We start from the raw sequence: 20,231 nt of genomic DNA, 5'->3' as shown, positions 1-20,231 counted from the left end.
TGTAACCTGTGACGTTGATTGCTTTGGTTGGCGAATTGCCACTTTCGCTTCCTTGCTGTGTGAGTGATGGTTGAACGCCACAACGATGTAAATGGTTCTTTTCAGTGAGTGATGTCTATGGGCTAAATCGCGGCTCAATGGCCGCGTTGTGAAAGAGAATGAAACTGTGTCGAGAGGTGGTGGTTTTTGAGGGTACAAATCAGCACGCCTTGCTGAGCGTTGTTGGATGTACCAGCTAATTCTCCTCTCTCATCCCAAACACTGTTTTGGCCGCAAGTTTCCCATCCACCGGTTTTTGATATGTGATTGCAGAGGAGCACGGGTAATCGATGGTGACCAGCAATACCAGACAAAATCTGCCCATCAGCAGTAAAGCCAGAAGGTGAGATCAAAGCACTAACAAGATACAGATCGGCTTGATTGTCGCTTGCGCTCTGAGCGTGCTGAGGTTGAGCAAAATCAGCACACACTGCGAGGGCAATACGTTTATTGTTCAAGGTGAATAAGTAATGGGTATTGCCTGAAGTGCAATACGTATCTTCACCGTCATGTAAGTACTGTTTGGAATAGAATTCAACCTTGCCATCTGGGAAGCAAATTACGGCGGCAATCGTCGGTTTTGAGCTGGGATTTGACAGTGGACAGCCTGCGATGACGGTAATCTTGTGTTCGCTGGCCGCGGCTGAAAGTGATTTAATCGCCGGAGTTGATGAGTCAAAAGCAAGCTCGTCGAGTAGGTCCAGTTCGTACCCTGTTAAAGAAAGTTCAGGAAATACAACGAGATTGGCGCCAAGTTGGGAGGATTGCGCCACGTGCGTAAGGTGATGACGCAAATTGGTTTCAATGTCTCCTCGCTCGACTGGAGCCTGAGCCAAGGCAATGATCAGTGTCTGTTCCATATTCAGTAATCCCTTTCCTTTATTGGTTTCTCATTTGATGGTTTTACAGGGGTTTTTCACAGCGGAAGAAAATAAAATTTGGGTTGGTTTTCAAGCGTTGATATGTGGTTTCACACATGGATTTCACTTTTTCATCCACGCTGCCTTCGGTAATGCGAGCTATTTTTAACCCAGATGCACTAATGGCCTCACTGATTTCCATTAGGGAGCGTCGATAGAAGCTCACTTTGACCGGTTTTCCTACGGTGTTCCACTCTTCTTCAATGTATTCGCATGCAAAGTAATTGCCCGATGCTGAACTCTCAAAGTCCACAAATGGGTGATGGGTTGAAAATACCATGTAACCACCGGGTTTTAGGACTCGATAGACTTCTGCGAAGACGGGAGAAAGATTTTCGATATAGTGCAAAACCAGAGGGCAGACAATGACATCGGCACTGTTCTCGGTTTCGTTGGGAAGTCCAACAGCAAGGTTCTGAATATAAGCGTTCACCCGATCGCCAAGTTTGGATTGTACTAGGTTGATCATGTCTTTAGAGGCATCAACGCAAGTCAGGTGTTTGACTGATTGGCCCAGCAACCACTCAGCATAGACGCCAGAGCCACAGCCCATGTCAATCACAGTCGCATCGGCCAGGTCATCAAGAAGCTCGATGGTGGAAGGACGCTCAAGCAAGGCGTTGTAGATGTTGTTTCTTATCACAGCATCATACTGTTTGGCGTGTTTGGTGTACATTTCAGACATGGTATCGGCCTTTTGTGTGGGCAGTAAGGTTGGTATCAAGGGGCTAGGGTTTGCGCGACAATCTGGCGTGAACACCATTCGAGCTTTCATTGCTCGCACAAGGATTCGATCGCGGCGAGAATCGAGTCAAATTGAATTTTAACAATACACACCTGAGCTTTACTGAATTCATGCGCTTGAATGAGGTCGGTGACATCTGCCAAATTGTATCTTGTAGGCTTGAGGTTGAGTTCAACCTTGTTACCGTGGGCTGTCAGTTCAAAGCACCTCCCTTCAGAATCGATAATCATATCGTCACTGTCGAGTATCAATGACTCTGATTCTCGAGTAAGCCTGTCACGTGAAGCGAGGTAAACCAGTTCGTTATCTCCTGCGAGCTTAAGGAGCGCTGGCCATTGCACCTCATTGTTCTCTTTGTTGACTGTGGTATCTATCAAAGCGATTCCTTAGGTTTTAGGTGAAGAAAACGTGAGCAAGCAGCTATTATATAAGCATTTTCCTTTTTTAATGTGCGATATCAACCATTTAATTTTTGCTGACTTTGAGACCGGGGTGTTGAGCATTGGTCGAGGACAATTCGCTGATTATTAGTCGATATTTTATAATAAAGTTTTGATTTATAAGGTTTATTTTATGAGTTAGAAAATCAGTGACTGCTAATATGGTCATCTATTGCTGTTGGGCACCTCGTGCTATTTAGATAAACGATTTTCATTGCTTATTTTTATCTCTATGATTAATAAGAATTTTTAATAATTAATATCAATTAATTAATAAATCGGCTATTTCCTACAGGAATCATAGTGTTATGCGGATTGAATGATAGTTTGTTAGTGAGATACATTCTCATTGGGATTATTCCCAACCATAAAATATGGAGAATTAAAATTGAAAACTAACAACGTCATTGGCTTAGTGACCCTTTTTGCTGCAACCTGCGTTTCAGCGAATGCTACCCTTACCTTTCCTGATACCCCATCATCGGTTCCAGATGCACCGATTGTGTTTCCCAAATCTCAGCATCCGATCGCGCTCATAGGTGGTTACACTATTGAAGATGGCATTCTGAAATCGAGAACTTACGACTGTGGTATTAACATCAGTGACTTAAACCTTACCGCTAAACTAATATGGGATGGCGTGACACCTAAACTGGCGATTATGGGCGACGATTTAATCATGTGCCGCTCAGGAGTAAACAATCCGTTTGAGCTTGACCTTAATCCCTTCTTTGACAACATTCCTGATCATGTCCTTTCTCGTCTCGAAGTGGCCAATACCGTTGACTTAAATCGCTAATGTATCGGCTAAGTAAAGGCTGAAGTTGTGACCTCTTTGATGTTCAATCATGATTTGGATGTTGTTACGTACGGTCATCTGTAGGGGCTTGTTGACATCAATGAGTTATCCCTAGCAAGTAAAAGCGCCCCACCCAAGTGGTTGAGCGCTTTTTTTGATTGTGCGAGAGTATTATACGCGCTCAGAGGTGACAAACTTTTTGAAGAAATCCGATAGATCAATGGTCGCAAGATCTTTGAACTCACCGGCATCGTAAAAACGACCTTTACAAGTCGGGCAGCTTTCAAACCAAATATGTGGTTGCTTGGGGTCGACGAGTCTTAGCATCTGGTTGTTTGGGCAAATTGGGCAGTCAATACGATCGATGGCGTTGTACGCTTTGCCGATTTCCTCATCGCCGACATCGATGACATCAGCAAGTGGCTTCATCGCCTCGATTTCATGGGCATCTAACCACAGCCCTTTACAGTCAAGACATCTCTCCACATCACCAAGTGGGGTTTGGAGTTGCTCGAAGTTAGAGTCGCATTTTGGGCATTTCATCTTGTTACCTTTTTATCCAATCTGAGTATTGTTGGGTTACTTCTTGTTGTCTTGTTTGCCCGTTAGGTCGCCCTGTGTGATGGAAATACACTATCGACATACATCGCGGGAGTACAAGTGCTTATTGTATAATTCCTAACTATATCAGACAGTAAGTAATCAAACGAGTGGCTGTGCATCAAAATGAGTAATTAAACAATTAAGGGTGCCGAGCCTTTGAGGTCATCTTCCACAGGCACTACTCAAGCTGAGCGAGCGCTTGGTAAGGGTCAACGCCCACTTTCTCATAGGTACCTTCATCAATTTGAATAGTGTGAAACTCCGCTTCACCTTGAGTGTTGATGAAATTGACTTCAAGCCACACGTGACCATATTCGTCGATTAACCAGACTCGCCACAGCAAGTTGGAATCGATGACACCTTGGTATATTTTATAGGTTTCGTATAGGCGATGATTGACGTCCCGAGAAGCACTCTCTAAATCACTCGGTAGCTGAGTGACGTGAACCAGATAATCCAATTCAATCATTATTTTTCCTTACAACTAGACGACATGATATTGATGGTGATTTTATACATTTAACATGTGTATATATACAGTTTTATTTCCAAAGGAGTGGCGCAAAAATCGCTGTGAAGGATGATTTAACGCCATTATAAGCCGTTTTTAGGGGGGAAGGATGTGCGTTACCTTTCGCAGCTCAACAAGGACGCCCCTTGGGTTAAGAGGCGGGTTTACCTCAGCTTTCAGGTGGTTTCAAACAGATCTCCCTGAGCGTCCTCTAAGCCTCTTAGATGATGATAGGCGCCACCTTGCGGAGTTTTATGGGAATCAACGCCATGCCCGTGTTCCAGTACTGTCACCACGGAAAAGCTGGTGATGACAATTTCTCCAACCTGGTCTAACTTGGAGCGAATGTCCATGACACAGCGGATAGAAGAGCCATGCTGGAAGCTGATTTGTTTGCTCAACACATCTTGTTTGAAACTCAGATCTTTCATCGCAAAGCTGATGTTTTGCCCTTGCCAGATGCCTTTCCATCGGTAGTTTCCTTGCCTTAGTACTGGAGAAACGATTTCTATCACGGCATTGTCAATGGTTTGTATCGGCAGCCGATGGGAAGGTAAAACAAATTGTTTGAAAGTGGCCCTGCTGATCTGCGACTCGGGCATGGCATCAGAGCCCGATGCGGTCAGCCCATTAATACCGAGTTTGGTGACTTTAGGGTAAGCGCTGAGAGACTTAAACAGATTCGAGCGGCGGGTGATCACCTTGTAGTTCTCATTCACCACTTCAGCAACCTGTGACACTGTTTTAAGGCTGACACGCTCAGATCTGACCTCCGCTTTTAGCTTCTCAATTCTCAGCTTACGTTCCTCTATGCTTAAACGCAGTTCTTCCTTTTGTAAACGCTCAAGCTCTGAGTCTGATTTAGGAAGCAGAGGGATGGCAATTGAAGCGATGCCTACAATGACTGAAAGTATACCTGCATTGGCGCTGGCCACGCGCCAGATATCACGAAGTCCCCCTTCCTGACGGGCTTCACTTTCTATCTGAATGTGTTCATTGATCGTGGCGGCAATTTCAAAAAGTATGGCGATGACCTCAGCTTCGCACTGATGTCGCACCAGTGCATCCATCGAGTGAGAGTCGTCATTAAAGTAATAGTGGAGTTGAAATTTATTGACTAACACCTGTTTATCCATACAGTATTTTTTAAGTTTCCCATACACAATACGGACAAATTTTTTTATTTCAAATGCAACTGCGTGACTATGTTCAAAGTTTGCAATAATAGAGCAACGTGAGCTTGAATGGCGTTGTGGCTTGCCAGGGTAAAGGCGTTTTAGCGAGTGCCGTGACTGAAACAAAGCCCCATACCATGAGATATAGGGCTTGGCTTACAAAGTTATCATGGCACTTATCTCGACTAGGAGACTTTGTCCAAGTTTGAGGCTGAGGCATCTTCCTCTGCTTGATCGGAGAAAATCTCAGCGACTGCACTTCGTTCTAACTCACCTTGCAGATTACCTTCATCATCGACGACAGGCAGTGAATAGTCGCAAGAGATACTGTCCATCAGCACTTCTTCGATAGCGGCATCTGGAGAAATGGAAGGGACTTCCTCGTAAATTTCTTCGTTAAACTCCTCACTGGAGGTATCTTTTGCTGCATCGAGTAAACCTTCTTTGGTCACAACGCCTTGATAACCCTCTTCGGTCACATGATAGGCGTAATCTTGTTTGATGCCTTTCATTTGTTTGATGGCTTCTTGAATGTTGGTCGCAGAAATACGGTAGGCGGGTGGCTGCATGACGGTTTCAACGGTTAGAGCGCGAGCTCGATTGACGTCTTTGACAAACGCTTCAACGTATTCATCGGCTGGGTGCAGCAGGATTTCATCAGGTGTGCCTTGCTGGACTAGCAGGCCATCTTTCAAAATCGCGATGCGATCGCCGAGGCGAAGTGCTTCGTCGAGGTCGTGGGTAATGAATACGATGGTTTTGTGCAGTTTCTCTTGTAACTCGATCAGTTGATCTTGCATTTCACTGCGGATCAAAGGATCGAGGGCAGAAAACGCCTCGTCCATCAGGAGGATTTCTGCATCAGTGCTGAGGGCTCTTGCTAAACCAACACGCTGCTGCTGACCGCCGGAAAGCTGCGCAGGATATTGGTTTTCGTAACCGTTGAGGCCAACAGTATCTAGCCATTGTTGGGCTTTGTTCTGCCTTTGGGCTTTATCAACCCCTTGAACTTCAAGGCCGTAGGCCACGTTTTCTACCACGGTACGGTGTGGTAACAAGCCAAAGCGCTGAAATACCATCGACATTTTATGGCGACGAAACTCTTCCAGTTGTTTCTGATTGAGTTGCATCACGTCGGTGCCTTCGACCAGAATTTGCCCTTGCGTCGGATCGATAAGGCGATTGAAGTGACGGATCAATGTTGACTTGCCCGAGCCGGAAAGCCCCATAATCACGAAGATTTCGCCTTTGTTTATTTTCAGGTTGATGTCTTTAAGACCGACAGTGTGGCCTGTCTCCGCCAGCACTTGTTCTTTGCTTTCACCAGCTTTCACACGTGCCATTACAGACTCAGGTTTGTGCCCGAAGACTTTATACAAGCCGCTAATTTCAATTAGAGGTTCAGTCATGTTTCATGTCTCCTAGGTGAGCTTGAGTACGTTTTGCGTAGGCCTGTGACGCCCGGTCAAACAAAATTGCCAAGGCAACAATGGCAAAGCCGTTCAGTAGACCTAAAGTAAAGTATTGGTTGGTAATGGACTTGAGAACAGGTTGACCAAGGCCTTTGACACCAATCATCGACGCAATCACGACCATCGATAGTGACATCATGATGGTTTGGTTGATCCCTGCCATGATGGTCGGCATCGCAAGCGGTAATTGAACCCCCCATAACCTCTGTTTTGCGCTGGCACCAAAGGCTGTCGCAGCTTCAAGGACTTCTTTATCAACCAGTCGAATACCGAGGTTAGTCAGGCGGATAACGGGGGGAATGGCGTAAATAACAACCGCAATCAAACCAGGAATTTTACCTATACCCAGCAGCATCACGACAGGGATTAGATAAACGAAGGCGGGCATGGTTTGCATGATGTCCAACATGGGCGTGACAGCGGACTGAATGCGATTCGAGCGTGCCATTGCAATACCAATCGGAATACCCAACGCGATGGAGAGCATGGTGCAAACGGTGATGATGCTCAGAGTACGCATGGTGTCTTCCCACATTCCGAAATAGCCGATCAGGATCAAAGAGACAAAACAGCCCAACGTGAGTTTCCATGAGCGGCTGGCGAGAAAAACGAGACCTGTACAGATAGCAAGTACGATGACCCAAGGTGTTGAAAGAAGCAGCTTTTCAAACCAGATCAAGAAAGACAGGAGTGGGTCAAACAGGGACTCAATGAATTCACCATATTCACGGGAGAATTCGCGGTAGGCGCCATCAAGGCTTTTGCGGATAGCTCTCAAATCAGAGCGTTCCATTTCAGGAAAGCGGTTAAACCAATTTTCTGCAGACATCATTCAATTCCTTTTAAAACCAAAGCCAGACAGAGCTGGCTTTGGAGTACTTCATTGGCGTTTAACATCAGTTAAAGCGCGCTTTTTACTTTGTTTGCAACGTCCTTAGAGACCCACTTGGTCCAGATTTGGGGGTAACCTTCTAAGAAGTGATACATGGTTTCTTCGCCATCGGCTTGATTGTCTTCCATCCATGCGAGCAATTGGTTCATATCTGCGTTGGTGAAACCACGTTTGGTGAAATACTGGTACGCATCTGGCGCTCGGCTAGCAAATGCTTCGGTTGTAATGGTGTGGACTGGTGATGGTGGATACATGGTCGCTTTAGGCGCTTCACAGTCTGCATTCGTGGTACAGGCGATAAACTCTTTTTCATCGACACCACTGCCAAAGTCGACTTTGACCATGTCATATTTGCCCAGAACCGCCGTTGGTGCCCAGTAGTAACCAAACCATGGTTCTTCTCGTTCATAGGCTTTAGCGATGGCGCCTGACAGACCTGCACTTGAGCCCGGATCGACGATCACAAAGCCAGAGTTGTCTAGCTTGAGTGCTTTAAACAAGTTGCCTGCGCTGATTTGACAGTTCCAACCAGCTGGACAGCTGTAGAATGCAGACTTATCTGGGTCTTCAGGGTGCTCAAATAAATTGGCGTGCTTAATCACACCATCAATGGTTTTTATCTCAGGGTATTTTTTGACCAAATAAGATGGAACCCAAAACCCTTCCTCACCGCCATCGACTAAGGAGCGGCCTGCATAGCGGAGTCGTTTCTCTTCTACACCTTTATCGAGCGCATCTTTCAGACTGTTACTCCATAGCTCAGGCGCGACATCCGGCTGACCTTTCTCGATCATCGAGGTGCCAGTGGGCATGGTGTCACCAGGGATGAGCTCGGCTTCACAATCATAGCCATGTTCAAGAATAAAGCGGTCAATATTGGCAATAAGACTGGCTGAATTCCAGTTCATGTCGGCGATAGTGACTTTGCCACATTCATTGGCTGAAGCCTGGGAAATAAAGGCGGCGTTGGCAGCAACTAATGCTAGCGCTGCAGTTGTGTATTTCATTTCGAATTCCTTTCTGATGGATACATGCACAGCGTAGTTAAAAAATGTTTAGAGTTCAAATGATTAATTTATTACTTACAAGAAGTGAGAGGTCGGTTTTTACAGTTATATTACAGTTCTTTAATCAAAAAGGGAGAGATCGAATGGATCTCTCCCTTAGTGTTCTAAATATAAGAGCTCGAATGAATGTTGGGCTAATCCGTTGACCATACGTTTCGTATGTCTGGCCAGCCCCAGTTAGTGAGTTCGACGTCTTTAAGTACGCCGTGGAAGCGCAATGTTTGACGATGATGAAAAAGTGGCGTTAGCCAGTACTGATTGATCAAAGCAGAGGCGATGGGTTCCAGCGCATCCAAGTATTGCTGTAGAGGTGTTTTCGACCTCAGTGTATTGAGTGATTGAGTGAGCCAGTGCTTTGCATCTTCACCGATGCAACTTTGCAGAACAGGATTGTGGTAAAGGCTATTAAACGCCGAAGCGTGTCGGTTATCGTCTAGGTTGATGTTAGTGATGATCATCGATTCGTTGAGCTGCTGATTTTGCGCAAGCTCGTTGAGTTCTCGATAAGAGTAGCTATTCACCTCTACTGTTATGCCCAATTTCGCCAATATTGCTTTGACAGCAAAGGCGCAATTTCTCAGCACCGTATAGTCGTAGACGGCAATATTAAGGTGCTGGGGGAGCGCCACGCTCTCCGCTTCTGGGCGGATGATCGGTTGCCACATTGGTAGCATGTTGTGTGCGATTTCGCAGCCAAACAGCGTCTGACTCGATTTGAGCTGTTCAAAAACACGAGATGAGCTCAGGTGTGAAGACAGGTAGCGCCGCTGAGCATCATTAAGAGTGGTGGAGGCGATCTGGTTAAACAGTATGAACATACAGCCATCTTCAATACGAGATTGCTGTGTATCACTACGTGCAGTGACGTCTACTGCATGAGAGAGGTAGTAGTTACATTCACTGCTTTCCTGAGCGCCGGGCTGGTTTGTCTGAATCTGTTTGTTGGCTAACTCACTTTCATCCAACTTCCAGATCGTGACTTGATCGGTTAATGCTCGGCAACCATAGTAGCGCTCAAATGCGTCGAGACAAAGGCGAGTTTGTGAATGTTCACTTACTTGAAAAGGACCAGAACCAATGACGGCGTAACTGTGGGCATTATTGACTTGGCTGGTTGGCTGAATCGCGTATTTTACACCTGAGATAAGGCCACCAAAGCCTTGATCTGGCTCCGAAAGCTGGAACACGACCTTGTTGGCTAAGGGTGAACTCACACTCACCAAATGAGAGAGCTCACTCTGGTAATTAGCGAGAGTCGACAGCTTGGCAAACAGGCTAACAATACTGTCTGCATCTATTACTGCGCCGTTGTGAAATGTGAGTGCTGGCCTGAGGTAAAACGTCCATTGATAGTGAGTTTTATCGTAATGCCAATGATGCGCGAGTTGAGGCTCTAAGTTGCCTTCTGCGTCACTGCTGACCAAGCAGCAATAAATCTGGCGCAGCAGGTATCGCTCACTGGAACGCTGCAATTGATGAGGCACTAAGCGTTCAAAAGGGCGCTTGTAGGTCAGTTGGATGTGGAGTAAACCTTCTCTGAGAGATGCCCCAGATGTGCTTTGCAGTAAACGCCCAAATGTCGTTTCATCATCATCGAGAATGTTCAGCGCTTTTTCATATTTCCCTTCCAGAATGCGTTTGGCAGCCAGTTGGGATTTCAGCTCATCCAATGGGTGGTTGAGTAGCAAACCAGAACGTTGGTTTCGTCCAACTTTGGGTGACCATTCCAACCACTCTAGCTGCTGCATTTGATTGAGTAAATTACGCGCATGGCGAGGGCTGGTGAATAGCATTTCAGCCACTTTGGGCAGGGCAGTTTTGATCTCTTCTCCAACCCCCAATGGTTCGAGGCGAGCGTAGTAACGTAATAAATTTAAATCTGACAAAAGGGCTCCAGGCGGCAAAAAACAAGCACTACGTAGTGATTTATTTTTCCTAGTTTACGAGATTTTGCCTAGTTATTCTCTGTATGGCTGTATTAATGATGAAAATGGGAACAGAAAATTAAAAATCTCTCGGTTTTTCTGTTCCGATTTAAAGGGAATAATTAACCGGTCAAAACAAACAAGCTGAGAGAAGAAAGATGGACTACAGCAAGCAGAGAAATCTGGTCTCGTACTACCATGAGAGGTTGGAAAAAACGGATTCTTGGTTGGAACGTTCAGCGATTCTGGCTTTGATACAACTTTGCCACTGGTAAGTGGCTAAAGACAGCAGCACTGCCACGCAAACATGCTCCGAACACCCCCAAGAACATGATTGGCAGTGCTGCTCTTTTTATCGCACATTCAGGCCCTAGTTTAGCCAGTGAGGTGTTATTTCTTGGCTAAACCCTTACTGTTTAGGTAGCCCTTGATGTGTGGACGGCTTTCGCCAGCGAGTTTGCCTGTGACTTGCTCAGACCAAGTGCTCTGCTTTTGATTGCTGCTACGACCTGCGTAGTAGGTCTGCATTGTTTCATCGTAGGCGCGAATATCGTCTAAATTAAGAGGCTGATACTCGTTTTCATGCACAATCACGTGTGCAGGTAAACGCGGTTTGATTTCAGGGGTTTGATCTGGATGACCTAAACACAGGCCAAACAAAACCGCACTGTGGACGGGTAGATTTAATAACTGATCAACGTCCTGAGCATTGCTTCTTACGCCGCCAATATAAACACCGCCTAACCCGAGCGACTCCGCTGCCACTAGACAATTTTGCGCCATAATGCCGCAGTCTACTGCGCCGATCAGGGTTAGCTCAGTAAGTTCTGGTTTTACCTGTGGGTTAATCTCAAAATGTCTCTGATAATCGATGCAAAACACAAGGAACTCTGCGGCGCTTTCTACGTAAGGCTGATCGCCAGCTAGATGCGCTAACGCCTTACGCTTTTCTTTATCCGTGACGCGGATGATCGACACCACTTGCAACATGCTGGAAGACGAAGCCGCAAGGCCAGACTGAATAATGGTGTCGAGCTGAGATGAGTCGATAGCCTGATCGGTAAATTTACGGATAGAACGGTGAGACAGGATAGTGTCTATCGTCGGTGTCATGGCTGAGTCCTTTGTTCTTGGTATAAATGACTTGTGCAACATATCGAGTACGTGCGGAAATGTCGAGTCACAGATCACTGAGTTGCCATGTTTCTGTTTCACAGTGATGGTCTGCTTCTATACTGAAATCGAAAATTCACAGAATAAGAAGGACTTATGAAAGAATTAGTCGTGCATGCTGTTACTGTATTTATGGGTTTTTTCGCCATAATGAACCCGATTGCTAACATTCCTATTTTTCTTAGCTTGACCAGCGATGATGATCGACAGACGGTCAAATCGATTGCTTTTCGTTCGGTGCTGTTTGCTTTCGTGATTGTTTCTGTGTTCGCTATTTCAGGAAAACTGATTTTTGACTTGTTTGGTATTACCTTGTACGCGCTGCGCATCACTGGGGGAGTCTTGGTGTTTCTCATTGGTTTTCATATGCTGCAAGGCAATTCCACGCATCATAAAACTAAGCAAAAAGCCTATTCTCCCGAGCAGCAGCAAGCGGCATTGAGTGTTGCGGTTTCTCCCCTTGCGATGCCGATTCTTGCAGGGCCCGGCACGATCGCTACGGCAATGAATTTTGCAACGACAGGTGGCTTTGACCAGACCATCATTACGATCGTTGCGTTCGGGCTATTGTGCATCATCACTTACGTGCTGTTCTTGTTTGGCAGCAAACTGGTCAAAGCCGTTGGTCCTAGTGCACTCAACGTGGTGACGAAAATGATGGGTTTGATTTTAGCGGTTATTGGTACTCAGATGTTGATAGAAGGGTTGGCGGAAGCATATAAAACCGTCTTTGTTTAAGCAGTTTTGAATTGATAAACGTAGGCCATCCTAGTGGATGGCCATTTTTAATCGGTTCAATTTGTGATCAAATACCTGAGGGCGTCAATACGCGTACTGTGACGGAGTCTTGGTCGATATGTTCAAAGACGCGTGGCCGAATTTCGTTGATCCACCACTCGTTGTACGTTTCAGCGTAGATTTTTTTGCGCGATGCTTCATCAGCAAATTCTCGTAACCAGATAAAGTAATCTTCACCGTCTTCGCCTTTGTGAATATAGGTACTGAGTACTTTTATGCCTTTCGAGATCTGATAAGGAAGAATTTCCTCGTGCATCCAGTCTAGCCATTGTTGAGTCATACCAGGTTTGATCTTGTATTCACGAAGTTCAATGAGTTTCAAAGTGTCATCCACAGGATAGATTAAGTGATACTGCTTGTTGTAATCTGATTGAACCACAAACGCAATACCTTGCGTCAGGTGGAACTAGGTCTTGTTATCACGGACCTGCTTTTTAGGACGTGTCCGGTAAGTGATGACGACGGGCCAATCAACGGTATTGTCCACGTAAAATGGAACCATGCTACTCAGATCTTACTCGCTAGCCGATCTCGGTCAGGGTTGAGGCTTGGTTGCAAAGTAAAGGGAGGCTCGACCTCCCCTGAATTACAGTGTTTTGTATAGCTTCACTCTATCACCGCGGTTTGTCCCAGTGATAAAGACCCCAGTGACCTGACTCGCTTGGGTTGCCCTCTCAGGGCGCAAATTTAGCGTGATATCACTAAATTGCTGCGCCGCTGTTTTCTGAGTACCAGTTTGCTCAAGTATGTGGCCTAAGTTGTTTCCGGTCCAGATAGAGGTCGATGTGTTTTCCCAGCTCTTAAGGAGTTCCTTAGTTACCAATTGAGCCGCAACCTTGAGCTTAGGCCCTGAAATGTTGGCGAACTGGAAGTAATCTACACCACTTTTGTTAATGGCTATCGCTTTGTCGTTTTGAACAAATAGGTTCGTGGTCTGGCTAGCGTCAAAGCTAATTTGTTTAGCGATTTCTCGCTGGTTGTTGTCGAGCAAGTAAACGCTGGTAGCGGTAATGACAACGGTGTATGCGCCGTTGGGAGAGGCGTCCATGAACTTAACTTGACCGTCGAGGTTAACGGAACCCAATTGCTGGGTATTGGGCGCTTTGTCTGTCCATATGACTTTGTTTTCCGATGCCAATGCCATCGCTATTTGCCCACCAGTTGTGAAGCTGGCATTTAAAACGTCAGTAACATTCAGTGCGAGTCGTTCGTTTAGTGTCTTAGTTTCAACCAACTTAGGTGCAGACTGACGGTCATCAGAGATAACGAGAATTTCATCGTCATCCTTGGAAAAAACAATTGTTTTCTCTTCAGATTGTAACGTGTATACGATGGGCTCCATACTCAGTGTCGCGGCATTCAAGCGGCGCAACTGATCCCCATCGGCATTCAGTCCATCGTCTAGCTTAGCGATCATGGTTCCTTGTTGGTAAAGGGGGTGGATCCACTCGAAATTATCGTTGTAACAATAAGAAGCCGACAGCGGAATCGTTGGTGGGGCTGGTGGCGGAGTAATGGGTAGATCACTGCCTGAAGCACCTCCATAAGTGTCAATTTTCATTGCCCGTGTTGTTCTGACAGCGACATTGGTGTTCGGGTTGCCGGTTTTATCCTGTAAGCTGGTCAAGAATATGCCGTTGCCCCCTGTCGTATTGCAGACAAAGCTTTGATTTCGAATGCCATTGGGTTCGTATAATTTGTAAGACTGAACACTGTTGAGTGCAGGTATCACTTCCTTGAGTGTGTTTGAGGTATCCTGTTGAAATCCAGGCAATCTGTTTACATTTCCGCCATAGTGATCATGATCGTCGTGTTCATGGTCCTCGTCTTCATGGTCGTCATCATAGGAAGTAATGCTAAGAGAACGAGATGAGGAACCTGCAGTTCCAATCGCCACCGATTGTTTGGTGACCGTATTGAGCTCTCGTACGTTATCCTGTGCATCAACGTAGATTATTCTGCTGTTGGCTGGGTTTAAAGCGATAGATTTCATAGCGCCCAAGCCAGCATCGCTTTGTGACCCATGAATTAACAGTGAACCATCAAAACTGATATGGCGTGATGCTTGGGTGGCCAAGTTGATTGACGAAAGGTCAAGCGTCTTATGTTCAATCATTACATCAAGGGCTTTGGCAATGTTCACCATTGGCGAATTCGCTGAGCCCTGAATTTGGGCTTGTTTCAGTGATGCCATTAGAAGGTTTGTGGCTTGCTGAGGCCCATGACTGATATCCACTGAAGTAAAATCGACACCCACATACTTACCGAGTACCGACTGTAAATAAATTTTTGATTTTTCGACACTTCCACTCGTTGATGGGTTGTACAACATTTCACTGTGGAGCAGAGTTGTGAAGGGAGAAATGATACTTAATTCTGCTGGCGAGGTGAGTATTGCCCCATTGGCGTCGATCATCCTCGCATAGCTGCTTGTCACGGCGACTTGTTTCTCATAATTGCTACAGATGCCATCAAGGTCGGTGTCGGCACAGGGTGTCATATTTTGGTAGCTGTATGTGTTGGCTGTTGCTGCCGGTGATGAACTTCCAGATTCTCCGCCACCACCGCATGCGGATAGAGCTATAGCACTAGACACAGCAAGGGCTGTGCAACATATTTTTGTATTCTCAAGCATGTTAAACCAATAATTTTGTTAATTAATATATAACCTAGCATTTATCCCTATTATTTAATCACCATGTAAAATAAAAGATCAAATGATATTGATAATAAATATCATTTAAATTAGTATCGCCGCCGGAATTTTGATTGGACTTAAAAATTAAAGGAGTATCCAGCGGTGAAAATGCTGACCAAAAAGCTCAGTGTCGGGGCGATGTCTGTTGCACTTTTCGGTTGTGGTGGAGGCAATGAATCTGACCCCAAACTGACTTCAGATGAGGCGCCTGCAACAGGCCACTCTGGCTCAGTATTGTCTGGTGTGGTACTCGATGGTTATCTGTACAAAGCGAATGTTTGCTTGGACAAGAACAACAACGCAGTCTGTGACAGTAGCGATGGTACAACGGTACTGACGGACCAGTCGGGTCAGTACACACTGCCTTTTGAAGGCAATGCTGAAAATTACAACCTGTTGGTGGAAGCCATTGCTAATGTAACGATTGACATGGATTCGCCAAATCAAACGCTCACTCAGGGCTTTACGCTAGAAATCCCATCGTCACAGCCGGGCATTATCAGCCCTATGACGTCTATGGTTGCCAGCTTAGCAAATCGCTCTGGAATCACCTTTGATCTCGCCGCAGAGACTATTGCTAGCGAGCTCAACGTTTCCTCTGATGTGATCAAGTCTGATTACGTAGCACAAGGTTCTCAGGAAAGTCGTGAGATACATATGCTCGCTCGCGGTATTACTCGTGTTTTGCAATCTGCGCAGGCAAGCTCGGTTGAAGGCGGTGTTAGCCAAGAATTGGCGAGAAAAGGCTCGATTCAAAGATTGGCGAATTTAGATGTCGCGCAACTCAAGTTTCGTACCGATCAAATATCCCATGGCGCGGACAATGAGGAAGAATTGTTAGCCCAGATCGATTCTGATTACCGTGAGCACCTTAAAATTAAGCCAGAAGACTTAGATGGCGACAACATTCTGACCAGACCGAGAGCGCCACGCGGCGGGGCCGTCAATGACGCAGCTGACACGTTTGATTGGCAATTTGTGCCGGGTTTTAAAGAGGTTAACGCTTACGAGTTCTCATTAGATAGAGGCCAAAGCTGGCAACCAGCAACGTCAAAGCCGATTAATGTTGGTGCTGCGGCAAGAAGTGTTGGTGATGTTCAGGTACGTACCATGGCAAAGCCAGAGCGTTCTTTGGCATCCGGTATGGCACTGCTATCGACCAAAGCGTTCACTGCGACGCTTGTACCTGCCGCGCCGATATCTTTGACACTCAATGATGCTGACAATAGTTTTGACTGGCAACATTCGGCAGAATTTCAGCTTATCGCTCACTATGAGTACACACTGGATGGTGGCAAAAACTGGCACAATGTAACGAGCAAGCCACAAAACATCGCTGATATTGCGATTCCAGTCGGCGACTTGAAACTTAGAGTTAAATCAGAGCCGAATGCAGGCCGTCCAGCGGGCCATGTGGTGAAATCAGACACTGCGATGACGGTCACTCCTGATAAACCCGTCGCGCCAGTGCTAATCTCTGCCAATGATGATTCCGATATCCTTGCTTGGGAAAATGTGTCTGGCTTTGACCGTGTGACTGATTATCAAATCAATCTCGGCAGTGGTTGGCAAGAAGTGTCAGCCAACCCTTACCAAATTGGCAATGTAGACATTCCAGCTAATACCATTCATGTGAGAGTCAAAGCAAACCCGATCAATGGCCGTGATTCTGGTGAAAGTTTGCTGGTGACGAGCGCATTTAACAAAGTGTTGAATAAACCAATTGCTCCGACGCTTCCCGTCATCAACGATGCTGACAACCTATTCAACTGGACGAGTGTTGACGGCTATCCGAACGCGGATCAATACGAGTATTCCCTTGATAGCGGCATCAGCTATCGTCCTGTGACATCAAAACCTCAGTCTATTCCAGATGAAGCATTTAAAGTGGCACAGGTTTGTGTCCGTATCAAAGCATCAGCCGAGGATGCTGGAGGTGAAAGCCTGTGTTCAGACAAGGTTTTTACTGTCACACCGAGCACGCCTAGCGCGCCGACGAATGGGCTGGTTAATGATGCGTTAAATACCTTCAATTGGGATTGGGTCGCGGGTTTTGATTCCGCTAATGATTATGAATATCGTATCGATGGTGCCGGTTGGAGCACAGTTCAGAACAAACCGCTGCAACTGGAAGACAAAGCGTATGGTGTAAGTAGTGTCGAGGTTCGTGTTAAGTATGACCCCGCCACAGGACGTCTTGCTAGTCCAGCTTTGTCGAACACCAAGGCTCTGACTAAACAACCGGAAGCGCCAGTAGCGCCAACTAGTGTGGTGGTGGATGACACCGCTGATACCTTAGACTGGGCCTTTGTCACTGGCTTTAGCTCATTGTCTGACTATGAGTGGTCAATCAATCAGGGAACGGATTGGACACCAGTGTTAGAAAAGCCAGTAGTGGTTGGCGATGTCGCCAAAAGTATCGGTCAGGTTCAGGTGCGTGTTCGTGCTAATGGTGAAAACGGTATGCTAGCAGGCGCGCACGCCAGCAATGGCATCGCATTTACAGAGCTGCCAAAACTGCCAGCACTGACTGGTGGAAACATCGTTATAGGAAGTGACCAAGCCAACACCAAACACCCTAACTTAATCGCTTGGGACTTTCTCTCTACGACTATTGCCAATAAGACCGTTACGTTTGATCAGCCTGAGTACTATGAGTTTACCGTTGACGAAGGTGCTAGCTGGAAACCTGTCACATCCGTTCCTCAGTTTATTGGTACGCAGGCTTATGCCAAGGATAAGGTCGGCGTGCGTGTTAAAAAGAGTGCATTCCCAGGCTTGGAACACCCGGCGAGTAAGGTTCTTTGGGCATCTAGTTTAGAAGGTAAGTTTGTTGCGATTCAGTATCTTCCGATGGTGTCAATGCTGCAAGTACCAAGCTATGCGGATTACAATGGCTGGGTAGGTAGCAATGTTAAATGTATCGCTGAATATGATACTGAAGGTAAAGGTACTCCTATCTTTTGGTCGAAATCGGCCTCTACCTCGAGTTCAGCTGACGTAATGAGCGTAATATCTGAGCTAAACCATTGCGGTATTGGTCAATGGACTTTACCGACCGCTGAGGAGGTAGCATTACTGTCGAAGAGAAATCGTGATTCTTTGCCTTCAATAGTGCGAGGCCACATGATCAGTGATGCTTCTTCGTTTGTCTGGGCTAACAAATCCGGCGTGCCAGTCACTTATACGAAAGGCATTGAAACAGAGCCTCACGCGTATAGCAACGATGTCTATGCCAAATGGGAAACCATTTCTAGCGATAGGTTACTTGCCGCGTCAATCGCTCAGTTGGATAACGTCGATAAGTTAATCTCTGACCAAAATGTTTTAACGACAGAGTCTGAGAATTTCTTATCCTACTGGCTCACTGCACTCAAGAATCAAACCAAAACGTCTCAAACACTACTCACAGATGTGTCAGATCAGTTGGAGAAGGTGAACAAGGCTGTCATGCCATCCAGTGCTCAGCTCGCACAAATGGAATCTGTGTTGAAAGGTTTTAAACTACAGTCCAATCTGCTTAGGTACAACACGGATACGGCGAGCATTAGTTTTCTTGTCAACGTAAAAAGCCTTGAGACTAAACTCTCTACTGTTCGCCAAAATATAAGTGCTTTAGTCGCGACAAAACAGCTTCTGCAAGCTGCAACACAGATAGCGACACTGCATACTCTGAACAATAAGCTGGTTTCTGAAAAAGATCGTTTATTGGCAGCAAGCCTAGGTAGTGATATTCATTCTTCGTCATTGGCATTGAGCGATTTAGTCGCTCAAATGGAAAGTGAAATCAATTCACTTGAGGTTTTGAAGCAACTATTGGACACGAGTTTAGCGACGCTCCCTGAGCGCTTCAAAACACTGGGTTTGTTAATGACACCACTGACAGAGGAAATTGCTGTCGCAACTTCACTGCAAGATGTGTCGGCTTTGAAAGTGATTATTGTTGACGGATTAAATCGGGCACATGATGCTGGATACGTTGTTAGCCAAGGTGAAGCCACCGTATTGGGTCGGTTTGCCAAGTTGGACTCACTTGGTCGTTTCTTGCCGGCAAGTGCCACATACGCTCAGGGCTGGCGTTGTGTATTGGATGTGAGTTCTGGTGATAAGAAGAGAACATGGACTCTACTCCAAGATGGCCAAATGGGTGGTGTCGACCACGTCTCTTTCAATGCAGCAGGCGCTGACATAAAAACCTTGCTAGGTGCTGGTGGTTACTTAGAAGCGAGAAACGACCGTTCTTTTTGCGGATTCAGTGACTGGCAAGTACCGAGTTTACCTCAGTTAAAAGGATTAGCGACAGCTACCATGCTAGATGGTAAAGAGGCGACTTTAGATCTGGTTGCTTTTCCCCATCATCCTAAGAATCAAGACCAGAAAACGGCCACATTTTACTACTGGTCAGGTGCTGAATACAGTGCTGACAAGCAGATGGCTTATCACTATTCCAGTCAAGCGAGCATAGGTAAGACGGAGAGCTTCTCACACAGCCATTACTCAGACCAAGATGTTACGTTAGCGCGTTTAGTTCGTGAAACGGTTCAACAGGTTAACTGGACCTATCTCGCGCACAATGGTGATGTGGTTCAAAGTAGAGAACAAGCATCATGTGCAAGAAATGAATCTACCGGAGCCGTTTGGCAAATATTTCAAGACGACAACGCTAGTTCGCGCACTGTTAACTATCGAGAGGTAAATGAAGCACTTGCTGCACAACGCTCGTCTCGTGTGTGCGGGTTGAACAATTGGAGGCTTCCATCGCAAGAGGAGTTACTGGGTTTACTACCAGTCGATGCACAGTTGTTCAAATACAATGCGGTGAATAAATTTGGCACAATCAGAAGATATCTGACCAACAGGATAACGGATAAGCAGTATGACTTTATTGATACTGGAACGGGTGAACATGGCGCTGTCAGTAGATCAAGCGTCGTAGATCAAAGCCTTTACCTATACCGATTTATCTCAAAATAA

The 20,231-nt window shown here is 46.0% G+C and carries 16 protein-coding genes; 3 read left to right on the top strand and 13 right to left on the bottom strand.

Annotated features, from left to right (window positions below):
* Positions 1-134: 134 nt before the first annotated feature.
* The 3 genes from OH455_RS08970 to OH455_RS08960 form a co-directional block, all read right to left on the bottom strand.
* Positions 135-899, bottom strand: coding sequence for a carbon-nitrogen hydrolase family protein (locus tag OH455_RS08970; protein ID WP_045974963.1), 765 nt, complete (start codon positions 897-899; stop codon positions 135-137).
* A gap of 43 nt (positions 900-942) precedes the next feature.
* Positions 943-1,644: a class I SAM-dependent DNA methyltransferase gene (locus tag OH455_RS08965; protein ID WP_269981133.1), complete on the bottom strand. Its 702-nt coding sequence runs from the start codon at positions 1,642-1,644 to the stop codon at positions 943-945.
* A gap of 86 nt (positions 1,645-1,730) precedes the next feature.
* On the bottom strand, positions 1,731-2,081 hold the full coding sequence (locus OH455_RS08960; protein WP_269981132.1) for a DUF4144 family protein: 351 nt from the start codon (positions 2,079-2,081) through the stop codon (positions 1,731-1,733).
* Positions 2,082-2,532: 451 nt separating this feature from the next.
* On the opposite strand from OH455_RS08960, the gene OH455_RS08955 reads away from it, so the two are divergent.
* The gene (locus OH455_RS08955; RefSeq protein WP_269981131.1) at positions 2,533-2,943 is read left to right on the top strand and encodes a hypothetical protein; all 411 of its coding nucleotides are present in this window, start codon (positions 2,533-2,535) and stop codon (positions 2,941-2,943) included.
* A 171-nt stretch (positions 2,944-3,114) separates the two neighbouring features.
* Here OH455_RS08955 and OH455_RS08950 read toward each other — a convergent pair whose 3' ends face one another.
* From OH455_RS08950 to nfsA, 8 genes are all read right to left on the bottom strand, one after another.
* The gene (locus OH455_RS08950) at positions 3,115-3,486 is read right to left on the bottom strand and encodes a zf-TFIIB domain-containing protein (RefSeq protein WP_045974960.1); all 372 of its coding nucleotides are present in this window, start codon (positions 3,484-3,486) and stop codon (positions 3,115-3,117) included.
* 238 nt (positions 3,487-3,724) lie between these two features.
* Positions 3,725-4,015: a hypothetical protein gene (locus OH455_RS08945; protein ID WP_269981130.1), complete on the bottom strand. Its 291-nt coding sequence runs from the start codon at positions 4,013-4,015 to the stop codon at positions 3,725-3,727.
* Between the two features lie 218 nt (positions 4,016-4,233).
* Positions 4,234-5,181, bottom strand: coding sequence for a hypothetical protein (locus OH455_RS08940; protein WP_269981129.1), 948 nt, complete (start codon positions 5,179-5,181; stop codon positions 4,234-4,236).
* A 236-nt stretch (positions 5,182-5,417) separates the two neighbouring features.
* The gene (locus OH455_RS08935) at positions 5,418-6,641 is read right to left on the bottom strand and encodes a quaternary amine ABC transporter ATP-binding protein (RefSeq protein ID WP_269981128.1); all 1,224 of its coding nucleotides are present in this window, start codon (positions 6,639-6,641) and stop codon (positions 5,418-5,420) included.
* Positions 6,634-7,533 (bottom strand): ABC transporter permease, encoded by a 900-nt coding sequence (locus OH455_RS08930; RefSeq protein WP_269981127.1) that lies wholly within the window; start codon positions 7,531-7,533, stop codon positions 6,634-6,636. The genes OH455_RS08935 and OH455_RS08930 overlap by 8 nt, the downstream gene beginning before the upstream one ends.
* A gap of 71 nt (positions 7,534-7,604) precedes the next feature.
* On the bottom strand, positions 7,605-8,603 hold the full coding sequence (locus OH455_RS08925) for an ABC transporter substrate-binding protein (RefSeq protein ID WP_219348688.1): 999 nt from the start codon (positions 8,601-8,603) through the stop codon (positions 7,605-7,607).
* Positions 8,604-8,797: 194 nt separating this feature from the next.
* Entirely contained in the window at positions 8,798-10,549 is a 1,752-nt protein-coding gene (locus tag OH455_RS08920; RefSeq protein WP_269981126.1) for an SgrR family transcriptional regulator, read from the bottom strand.
* A 429-nt stretch (positions 10,550-10,978) separates the two neighbouring features.
* Entirely contained in the window at positions 10,979-11,701 is a 723-nt protein-coding gene (gene nfsA / locus OH455_RS08915; protein ID WP_269981175.1) for an oxygen-insensitive NADPH nitroreductase, read from the bottom strand.
* 156 nt (positions 11,702-11,857) lie between these two features.
* Between nfsA and OH455_RS08910 the strand changes: the two genes are divergently transcribed.
* On the top strand, positions 11,858-12,499 hold the full coding sequence (locus OH455_RS08910; RefSeq protein ID WP_045974952.1) for a MarC family protein: 642 nt from the start codon (positions 11,858-11,860) through the stop codon (positions 12,497-12,499).
* A gap of 67 nt (positions 12,500-12,566) precedes the next feature.
* Here OH455_RS08910 and OH455_RS08905 read toward each other — a convergent pair whose 3' ends face one another.
* Together OH455_RS08905 and OH455_RS08900 are read right to left on the bottom strand one after the other, a co-directional pair.
* A complete protein-coding gene (locus OH455_RS08905) occupies positions 12,567-12,881 on the bottom strand; it encodes an NIPSNAP family protein (protein ID WP_045974951.1) in 315 nt (104 codons plus the stop codon).
* Between the two features lie 264 nt (positions 12,882-13,145).
* On the bottom strand, positions 13,146-15,155 hold the full coding sequence (locus OH455_RS08900) for a hypothetical protein (RefSeq protein ID WP_269981125.1): 2,010 nt from the start codon (positions 15,153-15,155) through the stop codon (positions 13,146-13,148).
* 210 nt (positions 15,156-15,365) lie between these two features.
* Here OH455_RS08900 and OH455_RS08895 point away from each other — a divergent pair, with 210 nt between their 5' ends.
* Positions 15,366-20,231: a DUF1566 domain-containing protein gene (locus OH455_RS08895; RefSeq protein ID WP_269981174.1), complete on the top strand. Its 4,866-nt coding sequence runs from the start codon at positions 15,366-15,368 to the stop codon at positions 20,229-20,231.

The sequence above is a fragment of the Vibrio sp. T11.5 genome, from assembly GCF_027587155.1.
In the GTDB taxonomy this organism is placed as follows: domain Bacteria; phylum Pseudomonadota; class Gammaproteobacteria; order Enterobacterales; family Vibrionaceae; genus Vibrio; species Vibrio neptunius.
This window is presented reverse-complemented; position numbering and strand designations above follow the sequence as displayed.

Coding starts and splice junctions, on each gene's coding strand:
- OH455_RS08965 (WP_269981133.1), bottom strand. CDS start 1,644: ATGTCTGAAATGTACACCAAACACGCCAAACAGTATGATGCTGTGATA.
- OH455_RS08950 (WP_045974960.1), bottom strand. CDS start 3,486: ATGAAATGCCCAAAATGCGACTCTAACTTCGAGCAACTCCAAACCCCA.
- OH455_RS08945 (WP_269981130.1), bottom strand. CDS start 4,015: ATGATTGAATTGGATTATCTGGTTCACGTCACTCAGCTACCGAGTGAT.
- OH455_RS08925 (WP_219348688.1), bottom strand. CDS start 8,603: ATGAAATACACAACTGCAGCGCTAGCATTAGTTGCTGCCAACGCCGCC.
- nfsA (WP_269981175.1), bottom strand. CDS start 11,701: ATGACACCGACGATAGACACTATCCTGTCTCACCGTTCTATCCGTAAA.
- OH455_RS08970 (WP_045974963.1), bottom strand. CDS start 899: ATGGAACAGACACTGATCATTGCCTTGGCTCAGGCTCCAGTCGAGCGA.
- OH455_RS08910 (WP_045974952.1), top strand. CDS start 11,858: ATGAAAGAATTAGTCGTGCATGCTGTTACTGTATTTATGGGTTTTTTC.
- OH455_RS08930 (WP_269981127.1), bottom strand. CDS start 7,533: ATGTCTGCAGAAAATTGGTTTAACCGCTTTCCTGAAATGGAACGCTCT.
- OH455_RS08935 (WP_269981128.1), bottom strand. CDS start 6,641: ATGACTGAACCTCTAATTGAAATTAGCGGCTTGTATAAAGTCTTCGGG.
- OH455_RS08895 (WP_269981174.1), top strand. CDS start 15,366: ATGCTGACCAAAAAGCTCAGTGTCGGGGCGATGTCTGTTGCACTTTTC.